At 65.6% G+C, this 21,030-nt stretch carries 25 protein-coding genes; 17 read left to right on the top strand and 8 right to left on the bottom strand.

Translation table 11 applies throughout. The annotated features are described in order from the left end of the window. Positions 1 to 5 precede the first annotated feature (5 nt). The 13 genes from fusA (at position 6) to rpsQ (ending at position 8,834) form a co-directional block, all read left to right on the top strand. On the top strand, positions 6 to 2,108 hold the full coding sequence (fusA, locus tag AC1IQ6_RS27135; protein WP_102775021.1) for an elongation factor G: 2,103 nt from the start codon (positions 6 to 8) through the stop codon (positions 2,106 to 2,108). A 76-nt stretch (positions 2,109 to 2,184) separates the two neighbouring features. Further along, positions 2,185 to 3,375 (top strand): elongation factor Tu, encoded by a 1,191-nt coding sequence (gene tuf / locus AC1IQ6_RS27130; RefSeq protein ID WP_102775022.1) that lies wholly within the window; start codon positions 2,185 to 2,187, stop codon positions 3,373 to 3,375. 70 nt (positions 3,376 to 3,445) lie between these two features. Continuing rightward, a complete protein-coding gene (rpsJ, locus tag AC1IQ6_RS27125) occupies positions 3,446 to 3,757 on the top strand; it encodes a 30S ribosomal protein S10 (protein WP_003806903.1) in 312 nt (103 codons plus the stop codon). A 313-nt stretch (positions 3,758 to 4,070) separates the two neighbouring features. Beyond that, a complete protein-coding gene (rplC, locus tag AC1IQ6_RS27120) occupies positions 4,071 to 4,760 on the top strand; it encodes a 50S ribosomal protein L3 (protein ID WP_168202287.1) in 690 nt (229 codons plus the stop codon). A 4-nt stretch (positions 4,761 to 4,764) separates the two neighbouring features. Next, entirely contained in the window at positions 4,765 to 5,385 is a 621-nt protein-coding gene (gene rplD / locus AC1IQ6_RS27115) for a 50S ribosomal protein L4 (RefSeq protein WP_043541548.1), read from the top strand. Then, complete coding sequence (gene rplW, locus AC1IQ6_RS27110; protein WP_006216557.1) at positions 5,382 to 5,678, top strand: 50S ribosomal protein L23; 297 nt, start codon at positions 5,382 to 5,384, stop codon at positions 5,676 to 5,678. Before rplD ends, rplW begins: the two co-directional genes overlap by 4 nt. Further along, the gene (gene rplB, locus AC1IQ6_RS27105; RefSeq protein WP_102775024.1) at positions 5,679 to 6,506 is read left to right on the top strand and encodes a 50S ribosomal protein L2; all 828 of its coding nucleotides are present in this window, start codon (positions 5,679 to 5,681) and stop codon (positions 6,504 to 6,506) included. 12 nt (positions 6,507 to 6,518) lie between these two features. Next, complete coding sequence (gene rpsS, locus AC1IQ6_RS27100) at positions 6,519 to 6,794, top strand: 30S ribosomal protein S19 (protein WP_006216555.1); 276 nt, start codon at positions 6,519 to 6,521, stop codon at positions 6,792 to 6,794. Between the two features lie 3 nt (positions 6,795 to 6,797). Further along, entirely contained in the window at positions 6,798 to 7,127 is a 330-nt protein-coding gene (gene rplV / locus AC1IQ6_RS27095) for a 50S ribosomal protein L22 (RefSeq protein WP_102775025.1), read from the top strand. 9 nt (positions 7,128 to 7,136) lie between these two features. Next, positions 7,137 to 7,928 carry a 30S ribosomal protein S3 gene (gene rpsC, locus AC1IQ6_RS27090; RefSeq protein ID WP_006389609.1) on the top strand — a complete coding sequence of 264 codons (792 nt, stop codon included), beginning with the start codon at positions 7,137 to 7,139 and terminating at the stop codon, positions 7,926 to 7,928. A 2-nt stretch (positions 7,929 to 7,930) separates the two neighbouring features. Then, positions 7,931 to 8,347: a 50S ribosomal protein L16 gene (gene rplP, locus AC1IQ6_RS27085; protein WP_029579982.1), complete on the top strand. Its 417-nt coding sequence runs from the start codon at positions 7,931 to 7,933 to the stop codon at positions 8,345 to 8,347. Positions 8,348 to 8,358: 11 nt separating this feature from the next. Next, positions 8,359 to 8,550, top strand: coding sequence for a 50S ribosomal protein L29 (rpmC, locus tag AC1IQ6_RS27080; protein ID WP_003806912.1), 192 nt, complete (start codon positions 8,359 to 8,361; stop codon positions 8,548 to 8,550). A 2-nt stretch (positions 8,551 to 8,552) separates the two neighbouring features. After that, positions 8,553 to 8,834, top strand: a complete 282-nt coding sequence (gene rpsQ / locus AC1IQ6_RS27075; RefSeq protein ID WP_006216549.1) for a 30S ribosomal protein S17 — start codon at positions 8,553 to 8,555, stop codon at positions 8,832 to 8,834. Between the two features lie 107 nt (positions 8,835 to 8,941). On the opposite strand, the gene AC1IQ6_RS27070 is transcribed toward rpsQ, so the two are convergent. Genes AC1IQ6_RS27070 through AC1IQ6_RS27045 form a run of 6 tightly spaced genes read right to left on the bottom strand, consistent with a single transcriptional unit; the run spans position 8,942 to position 14,596 of the window. Then, the gene (locus tag AC1IQ6_RS27070) at positions 8,942 to 10,006 is read right to left on the bottom strand and encodes a branched-chain amino acid ABC transporter permease (protein ID WP_102775026.1); all 1,065 of its coding nucleotides are present in this window, start codon (positions 10,004 to 10,006) and stop codon (positions 8,942 to 8,944) included. 8 nt (positions 10,007 to 10,014) lie between these two features. After that, positions 10,015 to 11,025, bottom strand: a complete 1,011-nt coding sequence (locus AC1IQ6_RS27065; RefSeq protein WP_102775027.1) for a branched-chain amino acid ABC transporter permease — start codon at positions 11,023 to 11,025, stop codon at positions 10,015 to 10,017. After that, positions 11,022 to 11,771 carry an ABC transporter ATP-binding protein gene (locus tag AC1IQ6_RS27060; protein ID WP_102775028.1) on the bottom strand — a complete coding sequence of 250 codons (750 nt, stop codon included), beginning with the start codon at positions 11,769 to 11,771 and terminating at the stop codon, positions 11,022 to 11,024. Before AC1IQ6_RS27060 ends, AC1IQ6_RS27065 begins: the two co-directional genes overlap by 4 nt. Then, positions 11,768 to 12,538: an ABC transporter ATP-binding protein gene (locus AC1IQ6_RS27055; protein WP_111826961.1), complete on the bottom strand. Its 771-nt coding sequence runs from the start codon at positions 12,536 to 12,538 to the stop codon at positions 11,768 to 11,770. The genes AC1IQ6_RS27060 and AC1IQ6_RS27055 overlap by 4 nt, the downstream gene beginning before the upstream one ends. A 14-nt stretch (positions 12,539 to 12,552) precedes the next feature. Beyond that, positions 12,553 to 13,725, bottom strand: coding sequence for a substrate-binding domain-containing protein (locus tag AC1IQ6_RS27050; protein WP_102775030.1), 1,173 nt, complete (start codon positions 13,723 to 13,725; stop codon positions 12,553 to 12,555). Positions 13,726 to 13,741: 16 nt separating this feature from the next. Further along, complete coding sequence (locus AC1IQ6_RS27045) at positions 13,742 to 14,596, bottom strand: alpha/beta fold hydrolase (protein WP_485865569.1); 855 nt, start codon at positions 14,594 to 14,596, stop codon at positions 13,742 to 13,744. Positions 14,597 to 14,769: 173 nt separating this feature from the next. On the opposite strand from AC1IQ6_RS27045, the gene AC1IQ6_RS27040 reads away from it, so the two are divergent. Beyond that, entirely contained in the window at positions 14,770 to 15,729 is a 960-nt protein-coding gene (locus AC1IQ6_RS27040; RefSeq protein ID WP_102775032.1) for an AraC-like ligand-binding domain-containing protein, read from the top strand. On the opposite strand, the gene AC1IQ6_RS27035 is transcribed toward AC1IQ6_RS27040, so the two are convergent. Then, on the bottom strand, positions 15,726 to 16,910 hold the full coding sequence (locus tag AC1IQ6_RS27035) for a trans-sulfuration enzyme family protein (protein WP_111826958.1): 1,185 nt from the start codon (positions 16,908 to 16,910) through the stop codon (positions 15,726 to 15,728). The two genes, AC1IQ6_RS27040 and AC1IQ6_RS27035, sit on opposite strands and share 4 nt — an antisense overlap. A gap of 62 nt (positions 16,911 to 16,972) precedes the next feature. On the opposite strand from AC1IQ6_RS27035, the gene AC1IQ6_RS27030 reads away from it, so the two are divergent. Then, positions 16,973 to 17,815, top strand: a complete 843-nt coding sequence (locus AC1IQ6_RS27030; protein ID WP_102775364.1) for a helix-turn-helix domain-containing protein — start codon at positions 16,973 to 16,975, stop codon at positions 17,813 to 17,815. A gap of 70 nt (positions 17,816 to 17,885) precedes the next feature. Here AC1IQ6_RS27030 and AC1IQ6_RS27025 read toward each other — a convergent pair whose 3' ends face one another. Continuing rightward, on the bottom strand, positions 17,886 to 19,313 hold the full coding sequence (locus AC1IQ6_RS27025) for an NAD-dependent succinate-semialdehyde dehydrogenase (protein WP_102775034.1): 1,428 nt from the start codon (positions 19,311 to 19,313) through the stop codon (positions 17,886 to 17,888). A 190-nt stretch (positions 19,314 to 19,503) separates the two neighbouring features. Between AC1IQ6_RS27025 and AC1IQ6_RS27020 the strand changes: the two genes are divergently transcribed. Then, positions 19,504 to 20,283 carry an aspartyl/asparaginyl beta-hydroxylase domain-containing protein gene (locus AC1IQ6_RS27020; protein WP_246842539.1) on the top strand — a complete coding sequence of 260 codons (780 nt, stop codon included), beginning with the start codon at positions 19,504 to 19,506 and terminating at the stop codon, positions 20,281 to 20,283. 377 nt (positions 20,284 to 20,660) lie between these two features. Continuing rightward, entirely contained in the window at positions 20,661 to 21,029 is a 369-nt protein-coding gene (rplN, locus tag AC1IQ6_RS27015; RefSeq protein ID WP_006216531.1) for a 50S ribosomal protein L14, read from the top strand. The last annotated feature ends 1 nt before the right edge of the window (position 21,030 follow it).

Here is a 21,030-nt window from a genome sequence, read left to right as displayed (position 1 = left end):
CCACCATGGCCCGCAAAACCCCGATCGAGCGCTATCGCAACATTGGTATCTCTGCGCACATCGATGCAGGGAAAACCACCACGACCGAACGTATCCTGTTCTACACCGGCGTCAATCACAAGATTGGCGAAGTGCATGATGGCGCAGCCACCATGGACTGGATGGAGCAAGAACAAGAGCGTGGCATCACCATTACGTCGGCTGCTACGACGGCGTTTTGGCGTGGCATGGCTAAGAACTACCCCGAGCACCGCATCAACATCATCGACACCCCGGGGCACGTGGACTTCACCATCGAGGTGGAGCGTTCCATGCGCGTCCTGGACGGCGCCTGCATGGTGTACTGCGCGGTGGGCGGCGTTCAGCCGCAGTCCGAAACCGTGTGGCGTCAGGCCAACAAGTACGGCGTGCCGCGTCTGGCCTTCGTCAACAAGATGGACCGCACCGGCGCCAACTTCTTCAAGGTCTATGACCAGCTGAAGACGCGCCTGCGCGCCAACCCCGTGCCCGTGGTGATCCCCATCGGCGCCGAAGACACCTTCAAGGGCGTCATCGACCTCGTCAAGATGAAAGCGATCATCTGGGACGAAGCCAGCCAGGGCATCAAGTTCGAGTACGAAGACATCCCGGCCGAGCTGCAGAGCACCGCTGAAGAGTGGCGCGAAAAGCTGGTCGAGGCTGCCGCCGAATCGTCCGAGGAACTGATGAACAAGTACCTCGAGACCGGCGCGCTGGAAGAAGCCGAGATCAACCTGGCCATCCGCCAGCGCACCATCGCCGGCGAAATCCAGCCGATGCTGTGCGGCACCGCCTTCAAGAACAAGGGTGTGCAGCGCATGCTCGACGCCGTCATCGACTACCTGCCCTCGCCCGTGGACATCCCGCCGGTCGAAGGCACCGATGACGCCGGCAACGAAGTCAAGCGCCAAGCCGACGACGGCGAGAAGTTCTCGGCCCTGGCGTTCAAGCTGATGACGGACCCGTTCGTCGGTCAGCTGACCTTCGTGCGCGTGTACTCGGGCGTCCTGAAGTCGGGCGACACCGTGTACAACCCGGTCAAGGGCAAGAAGGAACGTATCGGCCGCATCCTGCAGATGCACGCGAACAACCGCGAGGAAATCAAGGAAGTTCTGGCTGGCGACATCGCCGCCGTCGTGGGCCTGAAGGACGTGACCACCGGCGAAACGCTGTGCGACGTCGACTCGCACGTGACGCTGGAGCGCATGGAGTTCCCCGAGCCCGTGATTTCGCAGGCCGTGGAACCCAAGTCCAAGGCCGACCAGGAAAAGATGGGCCTGGCGCTGTCGCGCCTGGCGCAGGAAGACCCGTCGTTCCGCGTGCGCAGCGACGAAGAATCCGGCCAGACCATCATTTCCGGCATGGGCGAGCTGCACCTGGAAATTCTGGTCGACCGCATGAAGCGCGAATTCGGCGTGGAAGCGAACGTCGGCAAGCCCCAGGTGGCCTACCGCGAAACCATCCGCAAGACCTGCGAGGAAGTCGAAGGCAAGTTCGTCAAGCAGTCGGGCGGTCGCGGCCAGTACGGTCACGTGGTCCTGAAGGTCGAACCGCTGGAGCCGGGCGGCGGCTACGAGTTCGTGGACGCCATCAAGGGCGGCGTGGTGCCGCGCGAGTTCATCCCCGCGGTGGACAAGGGCATCCAGGAAACGCTGCCTTCGGGCATCCTGGCCGGCTACCCGGTCGTGGACGTCAAGGTCACGCTGTTCTTCGGTTCGTACCACGACGTGGACTCGAACGAAAACGCGTTCAAGATGGCCGGCTCGATGGCGTTCAAGGAAGGCATGCGCAAGGCCAGCCCTGTGCTGCTGGAACCGATGATGGCCGTTGAAGTCGAAACGCCTGAAGACTACGCCGGCACCGTGATGGGCGACCTGTCCTCGCGTCGCGGCATGGTCCAGGGCATGGACGACATGGTTGGCGGCGGCAAGACCATCAAGGCCGAAGTTCCGCTGGCCGAGATGTTCGGTTACGCCACGAACCTGCGTTCGCTGACGCAAGGTCGTGCCACGTACACGATGGAATTCAAGCATTACTCCGAGGCCCCCAAGAACGTCGCTGACGAAGTCATCGCCGCTCGGGCCAAGTAAATAACCCTCGCCGCGTCCGCCCACAAGGCGGCGCGGCAAATATCGAAATTTCCTTGAAAGTCAAAGGATAGAGATCATGGCAAAAGGCAAGTTTGAACGCACCAAGCCGCACGTGAACGTCGGCACCATCGGTCACGTCGACCACGGCAAGACCACCCTGACGGCGGCCATCACGACCGTTCTGTCGACCAAGTTCGGCGGCGAAGCCCGCGGCTACGACCAGATCGACGCGGCTCCTGAAGAAAAGGCTCGCGGCATCACCATCAACACCGCCCACGTCGAGTACGAAACGGAAACGCGCCACTACGCGCACGTTGACTGCCCGGGCCACGCCGACTACGTGAAGAACATGATCACGGGCGCGGCGCAAATGGACGGCGCGATCCTGGTGGTGTCGGCCGCTGACGGCCCGATGCCGCAGACCCGCGAACACATCCTGCTGTCGCGCCAGGTGGGCGTGCCCTACATCATCGTCTTCCTGAACAAGGCTGACATGGTCGACGACGCCGAGCTGCTCGAGCTGGTCGAAATGGAAGTGCGCGAACTGCTGTCGAAGTACGACTTCCCGGGCGACGACACCCCGATCATCAAGGGTTCGGCCAAGCTGGCGCTGGAAGGCGACAAGGGCGAACTGGGCGAACAGGCCATCCTGTCGCTGGCCCAGGCGCTGGATTCGTACATCCCGACGCCGGAGCGCGCGGTTGACGGTTCGTTCCTGATGCCGGTCGAAGACGTGTTCTCGATCTCGGGTCGCGGCACCGTGGTGACCGGCCGTATCGAACGCGGCGTGATCAAGGTCGGCGAAGAAATCGAAATCGTGGGCATCACCCCGACGGTCAAGACGACCTGCACGGGCGTGGAAATGTTCCGCAAGCTGCTGGACCAGGGCCAGGCTGGCGACAACGTCGGCATCCTGCTGCGCGGCACCAAGCGTGAAGACGTCCAGCGCGGCCAGGTTCTGGCCAAGCCGGGCTCGATCACCCCGCACACGGAATTCACCTCCGAGGTGTACATCCTGTCCAAGGAAGAAGGCGGCCGCCACACCCCGTTCTTCAACGGCTACCGTCCCCAGTTCTACTTCCGTACGACGGACGTGACGGGCACGATCGACCTGCCGGCCGACAAGGAAATGGTTCTGCCGGGCGACAACGTGACGATGACCGTCAAGCTGCTGGCCCCGATCGCCATGGAAGAAGGTCTGCGTTTCGCCATCCGTGAAGGCGGCCGTACCGTCGGCGCCGGCGTGGTCGCCAAGATCATCGCCTAAGTAGCACCCATCAGCGAAGGCGGCTCAGTCCTCCCCGGCCGCCTTCGTCTTTCGTTCTTTAGGAAACGCCATGAAAAACCAAAAGATCCGCATCCGTCTGAAGGCTTTCGATTACAAGCTGATCGACCAGTCCGCTGCGGAAATCGTCGATACCGCCAAGCGTACCGGCGCCGTTGTCCGTGGCCCCGTGCCGCTGCCCACGCGCATCCGCCGCTACGACGTCCTGCGTTCGCCGCACGTGAACAAGACGTCGCGCGACCAGTTCGAGATCCGTACCCATCAGCGCCTGATGGACATCGTGGATCCCACCGACAAGACCGTTGACGCCCTGATGCGTCTGGACCTGCCGGCCGGCGTCGACGTCGAAATCGCGCTGCAGTAAGACCGCAAGACCTTCGAGCCTGCTACCTTCGCCGGCAGGCCCGGAAAAAGAAAAGCCGCATTCCCCGGAATGCGGCTTTTTTGTTTGTGGCGCGCAACGGCCAATCGCGCTAAGTGCTTGTGCTGCCTGAAAAAAACGTGCTAATATGCGAAGCTTGCCATTTTGTGGCAAGAGCAGCTATGGAAAAAAGGCGGGCGGGTTCGATTTTCAGAGCCATCGTGCCTTTGACCAGGTTGAACATAGTCGTAGGGCAGAGGCCGTTACCCTTTGCCTGATTAGCCCCGACCAATCGCAGTCGGGAATGGAGAAAACGATGTCGAATTCGACACCCACGCCCGCCGCTCACCGGCTGGGGCTGGTGGGTCGCAAGGTCGGCATGACCCGCATTTTCACCGAGGATGGCGAATCCATTCCGGTGACCGTGCTGGACGTGTCGAACAACCGCGTGACCCAAGTTAAGTCGCTGGAAACCGACGGCTACGCCGCGATCCAGGTGGCTTATGGCACTCGTCGTGCCTCGCGCGTGGCTCAGCCGCAAACGGGCCACTACGCCAAGGCCGGCGCTGAAGCCGGCAGCATCCTGAAAGAATTCCGCCTTGATCCCGCCCGCGCCGCCGAATTCGCGGCTGGTGCCGTGATCGCCGTGGAATCGGTGTTCGAAGCCGGCCAACAGGTCGACGTCACGGGCACCACCATCGGTAAAGGCTTCGCCGGTACCATCAAGCGCCACAACTTCGGTTCGCAGCGCGCGTCGCACGGTAACTCCCGTTCGCACCGCGTCCCGGGCTCGATTGGTCAAGCTCAAGATCCGGGCCGTATCTTCCCGGGTAAGCGCATGGCCGGTCACCTGGGTGATGTCACCCGCACCGTTCAAAACCTCGACGTCGTTCGCGTTGACGCTGAGCGCGGCCTGCTGCTGGTCAAGGGCGCCGTCCCCGGCCACGCTGGCGCCGACATCGTCGTGCGTCCGGCCATCAAGGCCCCGGCCAAGAAGGGAGCGTAAGTAAATGGATCTCAAGCTCCTGAACGACCAAGGTCAGGCCGCCGCGACTTTCAGCGCGCCCGACACGATCTTCGGCCGCGACTTCAACGAAGCCCTGATTCATCAGATCGTGGTGGCCTTCCAGGCCAACGCCCGTTCCGGCAACCGCGCTCAGAAGGATCGTGCCGAAGTCAAGCACACCACCAAGAAGCCCTGGCGCCAGAAGGGTACCGGCCGCGCTCGCGCCGGTATGACCTCGTCGCCGCTGTGGCGTGGGGGTGGTCGGACTTTCCCGAACTCGCCCGAAGAGAACTTCAGCCAGAAGGTCAACAAGAAGATGTACCGCGCCGGGATCCGCTCGATCCTGTCGCAGCTGGCTCGCGAAGACCGCATCGCCGTCGTCGAATCGTTCGATCTGGAATCGCCCAAGACCAAGGCCGCCGCTGCAAAGCTGAAGAGCCTGGGCCTGGACTCGGTCCTGATCATCACCGACAGCGTCGATGAAAATGTTTACCTCGCCACCCGCAACCTGCCGCACGTTGCCGTTGTCGAGCCCCGTTATGCCGATCCGTTGTCGCTGGTCCACTACAAGAAAGTGCTGATCACCAAGCCGGCCATCGCTCAACTCGAGGAGATGCTGGGATGAACGCTGAACGCTTGATGCAAGTCATTCTGGCGCCGATCGTGACCGAAAAGGCCACCTTCGTTGCCGAGAAGAATCAGCAAGTCGCTTTCCGTGTCGTGGCTGACGCTACCAAGCCGGAAATCAAGGCTGCCGTCGAACTGCTCTTCAAGGTGCAGGTCGAGTCCGTGCAGGTCCTCAACCGTAAGGGCAAAGTCAAGCGCTTTGGCCGATTCGTTGGCCGCCGCCGCAATGAGCGCAAGGCCTACGTCTCGCTCAAGGACGGCCAGGAAATCGACTTTGCGGAGGTGAAGTAAATGGCCCTCGTAAAAGTTAAGCCGACTTCGGCTGGCCGCCGTGGCATGGTGAAGGTCGTCAGCCCGAACCTGCACAAGGGCGAGCCCTACGCGCCGCTGCTGGAAAAGAAGACCCGTGGCTCGGGCCGTAACAACAACGGCCACATCACGGTCCGCCATCGTGGCGGCGGTCACAAGCAACACTACCGTGTCGTCGACTTCCGTCGCGACAAGGATGGCATTCCGGCCAAGGTCGAGCGTCTGGAATACGACCCCAACCGTACGGCGCACATCGCTCTGCTGTGCTACGCCGACGGCGAACGTCGCTACATCATCGCTCCGCGCGGCCTGGAAGTGGGCGCCACGCTGGTCTCGGGCATCGAAGCCCCGATCCGCGCCGGCAACACCCTGCCGATCCGCAACATCCCGGTGGGTACGACCATTCACTGCGTCGAAATGATCCCTGGCAAGGGTGCCCAGATGGTCCGCTCGGCCGGCGCTTCCGCCGTCCTGCTGGCCCGTGAAGGCGTCTACGCTCAGGTCCGTCTGCGCTCGGGTGAAGTCCGCCGTGTGCACATCGAGTGCCGCGCCACCATCGGTGAAGTCGGTAACGAAGAACACAGCCTGCGCCAGATCGGCAAGGCCGGTGCAATGCGTTGGCGCGGTGTCCGCCCGACGGTCCGTGGCGTCGCCATGAACCCGGTGGATCACCCGCACGGTGGCGGTGAAGGCCGTACCGGTGAAGCACGCGAACCGGTCAGCCCGTGGGGCACTCCGGCGAAGGGTTACAAGACCCGTCGCAACAAGCGGACGAACAATATGATCGTCCAACGGCGCAAGCGCAAGTAAGAGGCGAACACTATGTCACGTTCGATCAAGAAAGGCCCGTTTGTCGATGCTCACCTGATCAAGAAGGTGGACACGGCCGTCGCGGGCAAAGACAAGAAGCCGATCAAGACCTGGTCGCGTCGCTCGACGATCCTGCCCGAGTTCATCGGTCTGACGATCGCTGTGCACAACGGCAAGCAACATGTTCCCGTGTACATCAACGAGAACATGGTCGGTCACAAGCTGGGCGAGTTCGCGCTGACCCGCACGTTCAAGGGTCACGCCGCGGACAAGAAGGCGAAGAGGTAAGCGATGGAAACTACTGCCATTATCCGTGGGGTTCACATCTCCGCTCAAAAGACGCGCCTGGTTGCGGATCTGATCCGCGGCAAGTCCGTCGCGCAAGCGTTGAACATCCTCACCTTCTCGCCGAAGAAGGCCGCCGCCATCCTGAAGAAGGCTGTCGAGTCCGCCATCGCCAACGCCGAGCACAACGACGGCGCCGATATCGACGAACTGAAGGTCACCACGATTTTCGTGGACAAGGCCCAGTCGATGAAGCGCTTCTCCGCTCGCGCCAAGGGCCGCGGCAACCGTATCGAGAAGCAGACCTGCCACATCACGGTCAAGGTCGGAGCTTAAGGAGTCACGATGGGTCAGAAAATTCACCCCACTGGGTTCCGTCTCGCGGTCACCCGTAATTGGTCCTCGCGTTGGTTCGCCGACGACAAGGCCTTCGGCTCGATGCTGGCCGAAGACATCCGCGTGCGCGAGTACCTGAAGAAGAAGCTCAAGAGCGCCTCCGTCGGTCGCGTGATCATCGAGCGTCCCGCCAAGAATGCCCGCATCACCGTCTACTCGGCTCGTCCGGGCGTGGTGATCGGCAAGCGCGGCGAAGACATCGAAAGCCTGAAGGCTGATCTGCAGCGCCTGATGGGCGTGCCCGTGCACGTCAACATCGAAGAAATCCGCAAGCCGGAAACCGATGCTCAACTGATCGCCGACTCGATCTCGCAACAGCTCGAGAAGCGCATCATGTTCCGCCGCGCCATGAAGCGCGCGATGCAGAACGCCATGCGTCTGGGTGCCCAAGGCATCAAGATCATGAGCTCGGGCCGTCTGAACGGTATCGAAATTGCCCGCACCGAGTGGTATCGCGAAGGCCGTGTGCCGCTGCACACGCTCAAGGCCAACATCGACTACGGCACCTCCGAAGCCCACACCACGTACGGCGTGATCGGCATCAAGGTCTGGGTCTACAAGGGCGACATGCTGGCCAACGGCGAACTGCCGCCGGAAACCGCCGCCCCGCGTGAAGAAGAACGTCGTCCGCGCCGCGCTCCGCGCGGTGATCGTCCGGACGGTGCTCGCACCGGTCGTCCGGGTGGTCGTGGCCGTGGTCCCCGCAAGGCGGACGCTGCTCCGGCGCCTGAAGGAGAATAACCATGCTGCAACCCTCTCGCAGAAAGTATCGCAAAGAGCAGAAGGGCCGCAACACCGGTCTGGCGACCCGCGGCACCAACGTGTCGTTCGGCGAATTCGGTCTGAAGGCCACCGGCCGTGGCCGTCTGACCGCCCGTCAGATCGAAGCCGCTCGTCGTGCCATCAATCGTCACATCAAGCGTGGCGGCCGTATCTGGATTCGTATCTTCCCGGATAAGCCCATCTCGCAGAAGCCTGCCGAAGTCCGTATGGGTAACGGTAAGGGCAACCCGGAGTACTGGGTCGCCGAAATCCAGCCCGGCAAGGTGCTCTACGAAATGGAAGGGGTTAGCGAAGAGCTCGCGCGTGAAGCTTTCCGCCTGGCCGCTGCCAAGCTGCCGATTTCGACCACGTTCGTCGCGCGTCATATCGGTGCTTAAGGAGTACTAAGATGAAAGCCAGCGAACTCCGTTCGAAAGACGCCGCCGAGCTCGGCAAAGAGCTCGAAAGCCTGCTGAAGGCACAATTCGGTCTGCGTATGCAGAAGGCCACGCAGCAGCTTGCCAACACCAGCCAGCTGCGCAACGTGCGCCGCGACATCGCGCGCGTGCGTACCTTGCTGACCGAGAAGGCAGGGAAATAAAGATGAGCGAAACTCAAAACACCCAAGTGGCCAAGCGCCAGCGTACGCTGGTCGGCAAGGTCGTCAGCAACAAGATGGACAAGACTGTCGTCGTGCTCGTCGAGCGCCGCGTCAAGCACCCCATCTTCGGCAAGATCATCATGCGTTCCGCGAAGTACAAGGCGCACGATGAATCGAACCAGTACAACGAAGGCGATACGGTTGAAATCGCTGAAGGCCGTCCCATCTCGCGCTCGAAGTCGTGGCGCGTGGTGCGTCTGGTTGAAGCCGCACGTATCATCTAAGTGAAAGCAGTTTGTCGGAACGGTTCGCCGTTCCGATAATGAAACGGCAAGGGATCAAACCCTTGCCGTTTTTTTTGCGCCGTGCGGAAGTGTGGCGGGGCTTGTTTTCAGCGGTGGGCCATCTCGCGCAGCCGGCCCGCGATGCCGGTGGGAAAGTAATACACCGACACCACGAACAGGATGCCCAGCCACAGCAGCCAGCGGTCGGGTTCGAACAGCAGGGCCAGCGGCGCGACGCCGGAGACCAGGCCGTGCACGTGGTGCAGGCCGTCCTGCAGATAGCTCTGGGCGAATACGAACAGGCTGGCGCCCACCACCGCGCCATACATGGTGCCCATGCCGCCGATCACCAGCATCAGCAGGATATTGAGCATGATCTCGAACGACAGCGAGGCGTCGGGGCCGTTGTAGCGCAGCCAGAGCGCGTACATGGCGCCGGCCAGCGTGGCGAAGGCGGCCGCCAGGAGATTGGACAGGCTGCGGTACAGCACGGTGCGGTAGCCGATGGCTTCAGCGCGGAAGGGGTTCTCGCGGATCGCCTGCAGCACGCGGCCGAAGGGCGAGTTCACGATGCGCAGCAGCAGCAGGAACAGCACCAGGCAGACCGCGGCGATCAGGTAGTAGGTGATGATGCGGCCGTCCACGTTCACGCCGAACAGCGGCTCGGAGAACGGCCGGAAGGCCGGGCGCAGCATCTGCGGCACCTTGAAGCTCAGGCCGTCCTCGCCGCCGGTCAGGTGCGACAGCTGCGACACCAGGGTCTGGAACGCGGCGGCCACCGCCAGCGTGATCATGGCGTAGAAGATGGCGCGCACCCGCAGGCTGGCCAGGCCGATCAAGAGCGCGAAGGCCAGCGACACCGCCAGGCCGGCGGCCGTGCCGGCCAGTATCGCGGTCCAGCCGGGCTCCATGCGCACGCTGGCGATGGCCACGCCATAGGCGCCGATGCCGAAGAACATGGTGTGCGCGAAACTGACGATGCCGGTGTAGCCCAGCAGCAGGTCGTAGCTGGCCACCAGGATCACGAACACCAGGATTTTGGCGGCCACGGCCAGCGACTTCGGGCCGGGAAACAGAAAGGGCGCGGCCGCCAGCGCGGCCACGATCGCGATCAGCAGCAGCGTCAGCACGGCGCTGCGGGGAGGGTCGCCGGAAAGCAGGCGTACGGACATGTCGGTTCCTAGCGGTTCGTGACCGGATACACGCCCTGCGGGCGCCACAGCAGGATGGCGACCATCAGCGCGATGTTCGAGAACAGGGCGGCCTTGGGCATCAGAAAGCCCGTGTAGTTGGCCATCAGGCCCACCAGCAGCGCGCCGATCAGGCAGCCCACGGTCGAGCCGAGGCCGCCGATCATGATGACGATGAAGATCAGCACGTTGACCTGCGCGCCCAGCTGCGGCACCACCGACTGCTGGTACATGCCCCACAGCACCCCGCCCAGCCCCGCCAGCATCGAGCCGGCGACGAACACGCCCACGAACAGGTGGCGGATGCGGTAGCCCAGGCTTTCCACCATCTCGCGGTCTTCCACCCCGGCGCGGATCAGCAGGCCGAGCTTGGTGCGGTTGAGCAGCCACAGCATGCCGCCCAGCACCAGCAGCCCGGCCACCAGCGCCACGATGCGGAACTTCTCGATGGCGGCGTCGCCCAGCAGGAACGCGCCGCGCATGGCCTCGGGCAGCGGCAGCGAAATCGTCTGCGGGCCCCACAGCATCTTGATGATCTCTTCGCCGATGATCATGCCGCCCATCGTGATCAGAATCTGCTTGAGATGCTGGCCGTACACCGGGCGCACGATGACGCGTTCGAACGCCAGGCCGACGGCGCCGGCCACCAGCATGCCGACGATCATGGCCGGCAGCACCGCGGCCAGGTTCACCCACAGGCTGCCTGACTGGGTCCAGTCGGCCATGGCGCCCAGCACCGTGGCCGCCATGTACGCGCCGATGGCGATGAACAGGCCGTGGCCGAAGTTCAGCACGTCCATCAGCCCGAAGACCAGCGTCATGCCGGAGGCCACGATGAAGATGATCATGCCCATCGCCAGGCCGGCCAGGGTCAGCGTGACCCAGGTCGACAGCGAGCCCACCAGCGGCAGCGCGATCGCCGCCAGGGCCAGCACCAGCAGCGCCGGGCGCAGGTCCGCGCGCACGCGCGGCAAGGGGGTATCGAGTTCCAGCGTGCTCATTGGTGGCTTCCCAGCGACAGGCCCAGCAGGCGCGTCTGCAATGCGTCGTCCTCGGCCAGCTGCGCCATGCTGCCGGCATGGACCACGCGGCCGTTGTCCATCACGGCGACGTGATCGCCCACGAGGCGGGCGAAGTTGAAGTTCTGCTCGACCAGCAGGATGGTGGTGGAGGCCTGCTTCAGTTCGATGAAGGCGTCGATCATGTTCCGCACGATGGCGGGCGCCAGGCCCTTGCTGGGCTCGTCGACCAGCAGCAGCCGGCGCGGCTCGATGATGGCGCGCGCCACCGCCAGCATCTGCTTCTGGCCGCCCGACAGCTTGCCGGCCGGGTGCAGCCAGAATTTCTTCAGCGCCGGGAAGAAACCGAAGATCCATTCCAGCCGGGCGCTGTCGAGCTGGCTGGCGTTGCGCGCCTGGCGCGCCGCCAGCAGGATGTTCTCCTTGACCGACAGGTCGGCGAAGATGCCCATGTTCTCGGGCACGTAGGCCATGCCCAGGCGCGCCATGTCGGGCGGCGAGGTGCGCGTGCCGGGCCCGCCCACCGGCGCGCCGTCGAAGCGCACCTGGCCTTGCGAGGCGCGCCACAGTCCCATGATCGTGCGCAGCGTGGTGGTCTTGCCCGCGCCGTTGCGTCCCAGCAGCATGGTCACGCCGGCGGCGGGCACCGCCAGGTCGACGCCGTGCAGGATGTGGTAGGCGCCGATGTGCGTGTGCACGTCCTTCAATTCCAGCAGCGCTTGCGTCATGCCGCCTTCTCCGTGGGGCTCACGCCCAGATAGGCCTGCTGCACGATGGGCGAGGCGATGACTTCGGCCGGCTCGCCGTCGGCCATCAGGCGGCCGTTGTGCAGCACCACGATGCGGTCGGCCAGTTCGCGCACCACGTCCATCTTGTGCTCCACCAGCAGGATGGTCTTGCTTGCGTCGTTCTTGATTTCGCGGATCAGCTCCAGCACCACCGGCACGTCGTCCACGCTCATGCCGGCCGTGGGCTCGTCGAACATGAACACCTGCGGATCGAGCGCGACCAGCATCGCGATCTCCAGCTTGCGCTGGTCGCCGTGCGGCAGGTCGGCGGCCGGCTGGTCGCGGCGCGCCGACAGGCGGGTGCGCGCCAGCAGCGCGTCGGCGCGTTCGATCAGGGCGCGGTCGTCGCTCCAGGTGCGCCAGAAACGGATCTGGCGCCAGCCCATGCCTTGCTGGCGTGACTGCAGCGCCAGCCGCACGTTCTCGTGCACGCTCAGGCGCGGAAACAGCTGGGTCAGCTGGAACGCCCGGCCCAGGCCCGCGTGCATGCGCGCCGGCGCGCCCAGCGCGGTGAGGTCGCGCCCGTTCAGGCGCACCGTGCCGGCGCTGGCGCGCAGCTGGCCGGAGATCAGATTGAAGTAAGTGGTCTTGCCCGCGCCGTTGGGGCCGACGATGGCCGTCAGCGTGCCGGGCGCATAGCTGCAGCTGACTTCGTCGACGGCCACGTGCCCGCCGAAACGGATGGTGAGCGATTGGGTTTCCAGCATGGACGGACGCAGGCTCAGCGCTTGTTCTGGATGGGCACCGACATCTGGTCGGGCGTGATTTCCCTGACCAGGTCCTGCACCGCCCACGGCACCGAGGGATCGTTCTTGATGCGGAAGTGGTACATGGACTGCATGGCCTGGTGGTCCTCGGGGCGGAATGTCATCTTGCCCTTGGGCGTGTCGAAGCTCATGCCTTCCATGGCCTTGATCAGCGCGTCGGTGTCGGAGTCGCCCTTGGTCCTGGCCAGCGCCGTCGCGATCGCGATGCCCGAGGCCATGCCGCCGGCGGTGAAGAAGTCCGGCGGCTGCCCGTAGCGCTTCTGGTGTTCGGCCACCAGCCAGTCGTTGATCGGGTTCTTGGGTATGCCGTAGTAGTAATAGGTGGCGCCTTCCATGCCGACCAGCGATTTCAGCGGCGTCATGGCCGCCAGCGTGTTGCCGCCGGTGGCGATCTCGATGCCGAAGCGCTGCGGGTCGAGGTCGGCGATCTTGAACGGGTTGCCGGCGCCGGCCCACAGGATGAAGATGATCTTGCGCCCGGGCTGGTCCTTCAGCGCATCGAACAGGCGCTGCGCGCCGGCGGTGAAATCGGTGGCGTTGGCCGGCAGATATTCCTCGTGCACGATCTTGGCGTTCTTCAGGGCGCTCTTGAACGCCTTGACGCCGTCGCGGCCGAAGGCGTAGTCCTGCGCGAGCATGGCGATGGAGGTGCCGGCCTGGTCGAAGGCGACCGCGTTGGCGATGGCGTCCTGCGAGGAATTGCGGCCGGTGCGGAAGATGTACCGGTTCCACTTGTCGCCGGTGATGGAGTCCGCCACGGCGGGCTCGACCAGCAGGATCTTCTCGTACTCTTCGGCGATCGGCAGCATGGCCAGCGCCACGCCGGACGACGTGGGACCCACGGCGATGTCGGCATTGTCGTCGGCATAGGCCGAGGCCAGCTGGGCGCGGGCCACGTCGGGCTTGCCCTGGTTGTCCTTCTCGATGACGCGGATCTTGCGCCCGGCCACCGTCATGCTGCCCTGGGTCGCGTACTCCAGGCCCAGCATCAGGCCGGCCTGGGTCTGCTTGGCGTAGGCCTCCAGCGGGCCGGTCTTGTCGTAGACGTGGGCCACGACGAAATCCTTCGCCGCGGCCGCGGAACTCATGCACAGGCCGGCGAGCGCGGCGAGCAGTAGGCGTTTCATAGGGGACTCCTGTTTATCAGTGACGTGCGGCGAGGAATTGGCGGACGGCTTCGATCTGCGGGGCGACGTTGAGCGCGGGGGCGTGCCCGCAATCGGGGAAATCGATGCGCTGCGCGCGCGGGCCGCGCCGCGTCATGGCCTCGGCCACTTCCGGCAGCAGCAGGTCCGACTCGGCCCCGCGCAGCAGCAGCAGCGGCATGCGCAGCGAGTCGTAGCCGCTCCAGCGGTCGTAGTCGTCGGGATGATGGCTGAACTGGCCGACGATGGCCGGGTCGTAGTGCGCGGTCACGCGCCCGTCCGGCAGGCGGCGCATCGAGGTCTCGGCCATGCGGCGCCATTGCTCGTCGCTCTGCCAGCCATAGGGCTTGTAGGCGGCGCGCAGCCAGGTCTCCAGTTCGGTGACCGTGTCGAAGGCCGGCGGATCGCCGGCGTAGTCCAGGATGCGCTGGACGGCGGCGCGCGGCAGCTCCGGTCCGATGTCGTTGACCACCAGGCGCGAGATGCGGTCGCGCAGGGTGGTGGCCGCGGCATGCATGCCGATGGCGCCGCCCATGGACGTGCCGACCCAGCGCACGCTGGCGAGCGCCAGCCCGTCGAGCAGGGCGCGCGCCAGCCGCGCGTAGAAGTCCAGCCGGTATTCGGCCACCGGGTCCGGGCTCCATTGCGACAGGCCGCGGCCGATCGTGTCCGGGCAGATGATGCGGTAGTCGGGCGCCAGCGCCTGCGCCAGCTCGTCGAAGTCGCGTCCGGTGCGCGCCAGGCCATGCCACATGACCAGCGGCGGCGCGTCGGGGGCGCCCCATTCGGTGTAATGCAGTTCGCGGCCTTCGCAGCGCAGATAGCGCGAGGCCGGCGCGGGCGCGGTCGCCATGAGTCTCCTCCCGGTGGGTCCAGGTCGTTCTGTGCGGTTGTTGTACGCTTATGCGGGTGAATATAGACTTGCGCCAGGCGCGCGCACAATGCGCCGCCCGCCCTGCTGCAGGCTGAGTCAAGAACTTGTAGACGCAAGATCAATTTGCGCTTCGCATCCCAGGAGACCGCGCCATGTCGGAGACGGAATTCGCCATTTCGGCCGGCGCCGGCGCGGACCGGCGCGATCAATGGCGCGCGGCGCTGGCCGACGCCTTCGGCCCCTTCGAGGTCCACGGCGGCAAGCCCGGCCATTTCGCCGGGCGCCTGCGCTACGCGCGCCGCGCCAGCCTGCAGTTCAACGACCTGCACTACCAGGGCCAGCAGCTCGAACGCACGGCCGGCAATGTCTCGCGGCTGGACCAGGAGTTCTATACCTTCGGCCTGCCGCTGGCCGGGCCGCTGGCGGTGCGCCAGCAGGGGCGGGAATTCCAGGTCGAGCCGGGCTGCGTGTACCTGATGAACCAGAGCCTGCCGTACCAGGCCACGGCGCTGGGCGCCGGCGGCTACCGCAGCCTGAGCATCTCGTTTCCGCGCAGCGCGCTGTCGCAGCGCGATTCGCGTGTCGGCGCCTTCCACAAACTGCGCATCGATGACGGCTCGCCGCGAGGCGCCATGCTGGCCAGCTACATGGAACACATGTTCAAGGGCATGGACGGCTGGTCCGACGCCGAGGTCGCCGAACTGGGCGAGCGCCTGATCGACCTCATCGTGCTGTTCCTGGTGCAGCCGGGGCAGGGCCATGCGTCGGAGTCGGACAGCAGCGTGACGGTGGCGCACCGCCAGCGCGTGCTGGCCTACATCCGGCAGCACCTGGCCGATCCCGAACTGTCGCCGGCGCGCGTGGCCGAAGGCTGCGGCATCTCCGTGGCCTACCTGCACCGCATCCTGCGCGCCGGCGGGCTGTCGGCGGAGTCCTTCATCTTCGACCAGCGGCTGGAACGCTGCCACGCGCTGCTGCTGGACCCGCGCCATCGCCATCGCGCGATTTCCGAACTCGCCTACCAGGTCGGGTTCTCGCATCCGGCGCATTTCAGCCGCCTGTTCAAGCGGCGCTTCGGCATGTCGGCGCGCGAACTGCGCGCCCGTTCCTAGGACGCGGCCGCCGCCAGCGCCGCGTCCAGGTCGCCGATGATGTCGGCGTGGCTCTCGAAGCCCACTCCGAGCCGGATCAGTCCCGGCGGCAGCCCCGATTCCGCCAGCTGCTGCGGCGTCATCATGCCCGCCCACATGGCCGCCGGATGCACCACCAGGGTCGAGAACGAGCCGAAGCTGGCCGAGCGATGCGCCAGCGTGAGCGCGCCCACGACGCGCTCGGCCTGCGCCATGCCGCCCGGCACCTCGAAACTCAGCACGCCGCCGTATCCGCTCATCTGCGCGCGCGCCAGCGCGTGCTGCGGATGGCTTTCCAGGCCGGGATAGTGCACCGCCGACACCGCCGGGTGCGCGGCCAGGTGCCGGGCGACGGCCAGCGCGGTTTCGTTCTGGCGCGCCACGCGCATGGGCAGGGTGCGCAGGCCGCGCAGCACCAGCCAGGCGGCGAAGGGGTCCAGCGTCGCGCCCAGCAGATAGGCCTTTTCCCACACGGCCTTGATGCGCTGCTCGTCGCCCACCAGCACGCCGGCCGAGGCGTCGCCGTGGCCGCACAGGTACTTGGTGGCGCTGTGCATCACCAGGTCCATGCCCAGCGCCAGCGGCTGCTGGTTGATAGGCGAGGCGATGGTGTTGTCGACCAGCGTGGTGATGCCGCGGGCGCGCGCGATGTCCGACATGCGCGCCAGGTCCGTCAGGCGCAGCATCGGATTGGACGGGCTTTCCAGCACGAAGAGGCGGGTCTCGGGGCGCGCGGCGGCGGCGAAGCCGTCGGCGTCGGCCTGGTCCACGAAGCTCACGTCGATGCCGAGCTGCGGCGCGATGTTCTGCAGCAGGCCGGTGGTGCCGCCGTACAGCACGCGCTGCGCCACCACGTGGTCGCCGCGGCCGGCGAAGGCCAGCAGCGCCGCCGTGATGGCGCCCATGCCGGAGGCGGTGGCCAGCGCGCATTCGCCGCCTTCCAGCCCGGCCACGGCGGACTCGAACGCGCGCGTCGTGGGGTTGCCGTAACGTGTATAGAATCCCGGATGCAGGGGCCGCGTCGCCATGTCCAGGAAAACGCCGGCCTCGTCCGTGGCGAAGCTGGCCGTCTGGTACAGCGGCGGGGCCACGGGATACGAGCTTTCCGGCAGCAGTACGGCCGCCTGCGCCAGGCGGGTATGGGGATCGGAATGGGAAGACATCGTCTATGACCTCATCGAATGATTTCAGGTCCTACGATCTTATGGATGGCGGCGAGGCTGTCTTGTCTGATCCTGCTGTCGCCGCCCACGGCCTCTACGGCGGCCTGCGCGACGGCGTGCGGGTGTGGCGGCAGGGCGCCTGCGGCGCCATGGCGACCGCGGCGCGCTTCGTGCGCCACCGCTTCCGGCCGCATACCCACGACACCTTCATGTTCGGCCTCATCGAAAGCGGGGCCAAGGAATTCCAGCGGGGGCGCGCCACCTATCTCGCCGCGCCGCAATCGGTATCGGTGGTCAATCCGGGCGACCTGCACACCGGCCGCCGGGCCGCGGGAGCAGAGCTGCGCTATCGCGCGCTGTACGTCCCGGCCGACGCCATGTCGCAGGCGCTGGGCGCGGCCGCGGCCGTGGGCTTCCAGTCGGGCGTGGTCCAGGACCCCGCGGTGTTCCGCGCCATGCTGCGCGCCCACGACGCCCTGGTCGAAGGCGATTCGCGCCTGGCCTGCGACGGCCTGATGCTGGCGGCCCTGGGCCTGCTCGCCTCGCGCCATGGCGGCGCGGCGGCCGCCGGCCCGGCGCGGGAGGCCCGGCCCGAGATCCGGCGGGCCCGCGCGCTCATCGAGGATTGCCACGCGCAGGCCTTGTCGGTGGCCGAGATCGCGCGGGAGGTGGCGCTGAGCCCCTACCACCTGATGCGGCAGTTCCGCAGCCAGGTCGGCATGCCCATGCACGCCTACCAGCTGCAGGTGCGGGTCGAGCGCGCCAGGCGGCTGCTGGCCGCGGGCCAGGCGCCGGCCGACGTTGCCCTGAGCGTGGGCTTCGCGGACCAGGCCCATTTTTCCAAGCGCTTCAAGAGCCTGGTGGGGGCCTCGCCCGCCTCGTATCAGCGCGACCTGCGCCGCTGATGCGCCGGCGGCCCGGACGAAAAAACGGGCTCCCGCGGGAGCCCGTCAGTACATCCTGGCCGCGTAGCGGTCAGATGTGGGTGATGAACTTGGTCACCAGGTAGCCGTCGAACGTTTCCAGGCCGCCTTCGCTGCCGATGCCGCTGTCCTTGATGCCGCCGAAGGGCGTCTCGGCCAGGGCGCTGCCGAAATGGTTGATGTTGACCATGCCGGCTTCCAGGCCGTTGGAGACCTTGGTGGCCGTCTTCAGCGAGTTGGTGAACACGTAGGACGACAGGCCGAAGGGCAGGCTGTTGGCGCGGCGCAGCACTTCATCGGTGTCGGTGAAGCGGACCACGGGCGCGACCGGGCCGAAGGGCTCTTCGGTCATGAGCATGGAATCGTCGGGCAGCTCGGTCACGACCGTGGGGGCGAAGAAGAAGCCCTTGCGGTCCAGCGGGCCGCCGCCGACCACCACCTTGCCGCCGTGCTTCTTGGCGTCGTCGATGAAGGCGGTCATGGCGGGGACGCGGCGCTCGTGCGCCAGCGGGCCCATGTCGGTGCCGGTTTCAAGGCCGTCGCCGACCTTGATGTTCTTCAGCACTTCGGAGAAGCGCGCCAGGAACTGCTCGTAGGCGCCGTTCTGCACGTAGAAGCGGGTCGGCGATACGCAGACCTGGCCGGCGTTGCGGATCTTGAACTTGGCCAGCATGGTGGCGGCGCGGTCGATGTCGGCGTCGTCGAACACCAGCACCGGCGAGTGGCCGCCCAGTTCCATGGTGACGCGCTTCATGTGCGCGCCGGCCAGCGCGGCGAGCTGCTTGCCCACCGGCACCGAGCCGGTGAACGACACCTTGCGCACGATGGGCGAGCGGATCAGGTAATCCGAGATCTTGGCGGGTTCGCCCCACACGATGTTCAGGCAGCCCTTGGGCAGGCCGGCGTCGTGGAACATGCGGGCGATCGCCATGACGGCGCTGGGGGAATCCTCGGGACCTTTCAGCACCACCGTGCAGCCGGCGCCGATGGCGGCGGCGATCTTGCGGATGGCCTGGTTGTACGGGAAGTTCCAGGGCGTGAACGCGGCGCAGACGCCGATGGGTTCGCGCACGACGATCTGGCGCACGTCGGGGTTGCGCGGCGGCACCACGCGGCCGTAGATGCGGCGGCATTCCTCGGCGTGCCAGTCGGCGTGCTCGGCGCAGGAGGTGACTTCGCCCACGGCCTCGGCCAGCGGCTTGCCCTGGTCCAGCGTCATGTTGCGGCCGATCTCGTTGGCGCGTTCGCGCGACAGCGTCGCGACCTTGCGCAGGATGGCCGAGCGGTCCATGGGCGAGGATTTCTTCCACGACTCGAACGCGCGCTGGGCGGCGGCTAGCGCCCGGTCCAGGTCCGCTTCGGTGGCGTGGGGCAACTGGCCGAGAACTTCCAGCGTGGCCGGGTTGATGACGTCCTGGGTGCGCCTGCCCTCTCCGGCGACGAATTCTCCGTCGATATACAGCGCCAACTGTTCATACATGCCTGTCTTCCCTTGCTAAATAGGAGTGGATAGCGATCACTGTCGCCCGCTCCAGTCTAAACCAGCTTGTGGATGGCGGGGAGGGCCAATGGCGGACGGGGCCGTGGAGCCAATCGGACCGCAAACCTTGCACGCGCGCCCGGGCATGGCCAAAATGGGGCATCTTTGGCCGCCTACCCGATTCCCTATTGTGCAACCCGTCGATGCGCGTCCGTCCGGCAAGCCCAGCCTCTATTCCCGGGTGTTCTTCCGTTTCATCGACTGGCTGCGCCAGCGCATCGCCCAGGCGTCGCTGGTGGGGGACCGGCCCATCTTCCGAAACGACCAGTTCCCCTGGCTGGCCGCGCTGGAGGCCCAGGCGCCGGCCATCCGCGATGAACTGAACGGGCTGCTGTCCGAACGCCAGCAGCTGCCGTCCTTCCACGAGCTGTCCCCCGACGTGGGCATGATCACGTCCGACGACCAATGGAAGACCTTCGTCTTCATGGGCTACGGCCTGCGTTCCGAGCGCAACCTGGCACGCTGCCCGGCGACCGCGCGCGCCCTGCAGGGCATTCCGGGCCTGCGCACCGCCTTTTTCTCCATACTCGAGCCCGGCAAGCGGATTCCGCCGCATACCGGACCTTATAACGGCGTGCTGCGCCTGCACCTGGGACTGGTCGTGCCCGAGCCGGCCGAACGCTGCTGGATCGAGGTGGGCGGCGAGCGCTACCACTGGAAGGAAGGCGAGGCCGTGGTGTTCGACGACCTCTACCTGCACCAGGTGCACAACGACACCGAGGGCCTGCGCGCCGTGTTGTTCGTGGATTTCGAGCGGCCCTGCCGGGCGCCGGTGCGCTGGCTCAACCGCCTGGTGCTGGCGGCGGCGCCGTTCACCGACGAGATCCGCCGCGGCAAGGCCAACCACGACGCCTGGGAACGCAACTATTACGGCGGCAAGCGCGCCGGAAATAAAACGGGGGCGGATTGATTCGGGGCAGAAACGGCCTGCGGTCCGGAGTTGTCCACAGGCGTTGTCGTGTATTTGCTCTCTATGTCAACAAAGGGCTTGCGCTCAAAATATAAGCAGGCTAGAATTATCAGCTTTCCCAGATTGTCTGTTGGCTTAGAGGTCTACGTAGAGGTCTAAGCCCAGGTGATTGGGGGAATTACCCGCAGGATTTCAACCCAGGGTCGTTGCGTTGCCACCAGTTGCTGGTCTTTGGAGCGGAAAAGCTCGAGGCGCCAGCCAACAAAAGCAGGGCGGCTGACCTGACGGGACCAAAACTGGCAGGAATTGCAGTGTTCCTAAGGGGGAGAGCCCCGGGGGAAAACCGTATTTCCAGTTAAGTTGGAACAGGAAAAATCATGATCCAAATGCAGACCACGCTGGATGTGGCCGATAACACTGGTGCGCGTCATGTCATGTGCATTAAGGTGCTCGGTGGCTCCAAGCGCCGTTATGCCGGTATCGGCGACATCATCAAGGTGAGCGTCAAAGATGCGGCTCCGCGCGGACGCGTCAAGAAAGGCGAAATTTACAATGCCGTGGTGGTTCGTACCGCCAAGGGCGTGCGCCGTAAGGACGGTTCGCTGATTCGTTTCGGTGGCAATGCCGCCGTGTTGCTCAACGCCAAGCTGGAGCCCATCGGCACCCGCATCTTCGGACCCGTGACGCGTGAACTGCGTACCGAGAAGTTCATGAAGATCGTGTCGCTGGCCCCGGAAGTGCTGTAAG

This window comes from Achromobacter sp. MUI-25009338 (genome assembly GCF_057359325.1).
Note: the sequence above shows the minus strand (reverse complement) of the source record. Positions and strands in the feature narration are given on the sequence as shown.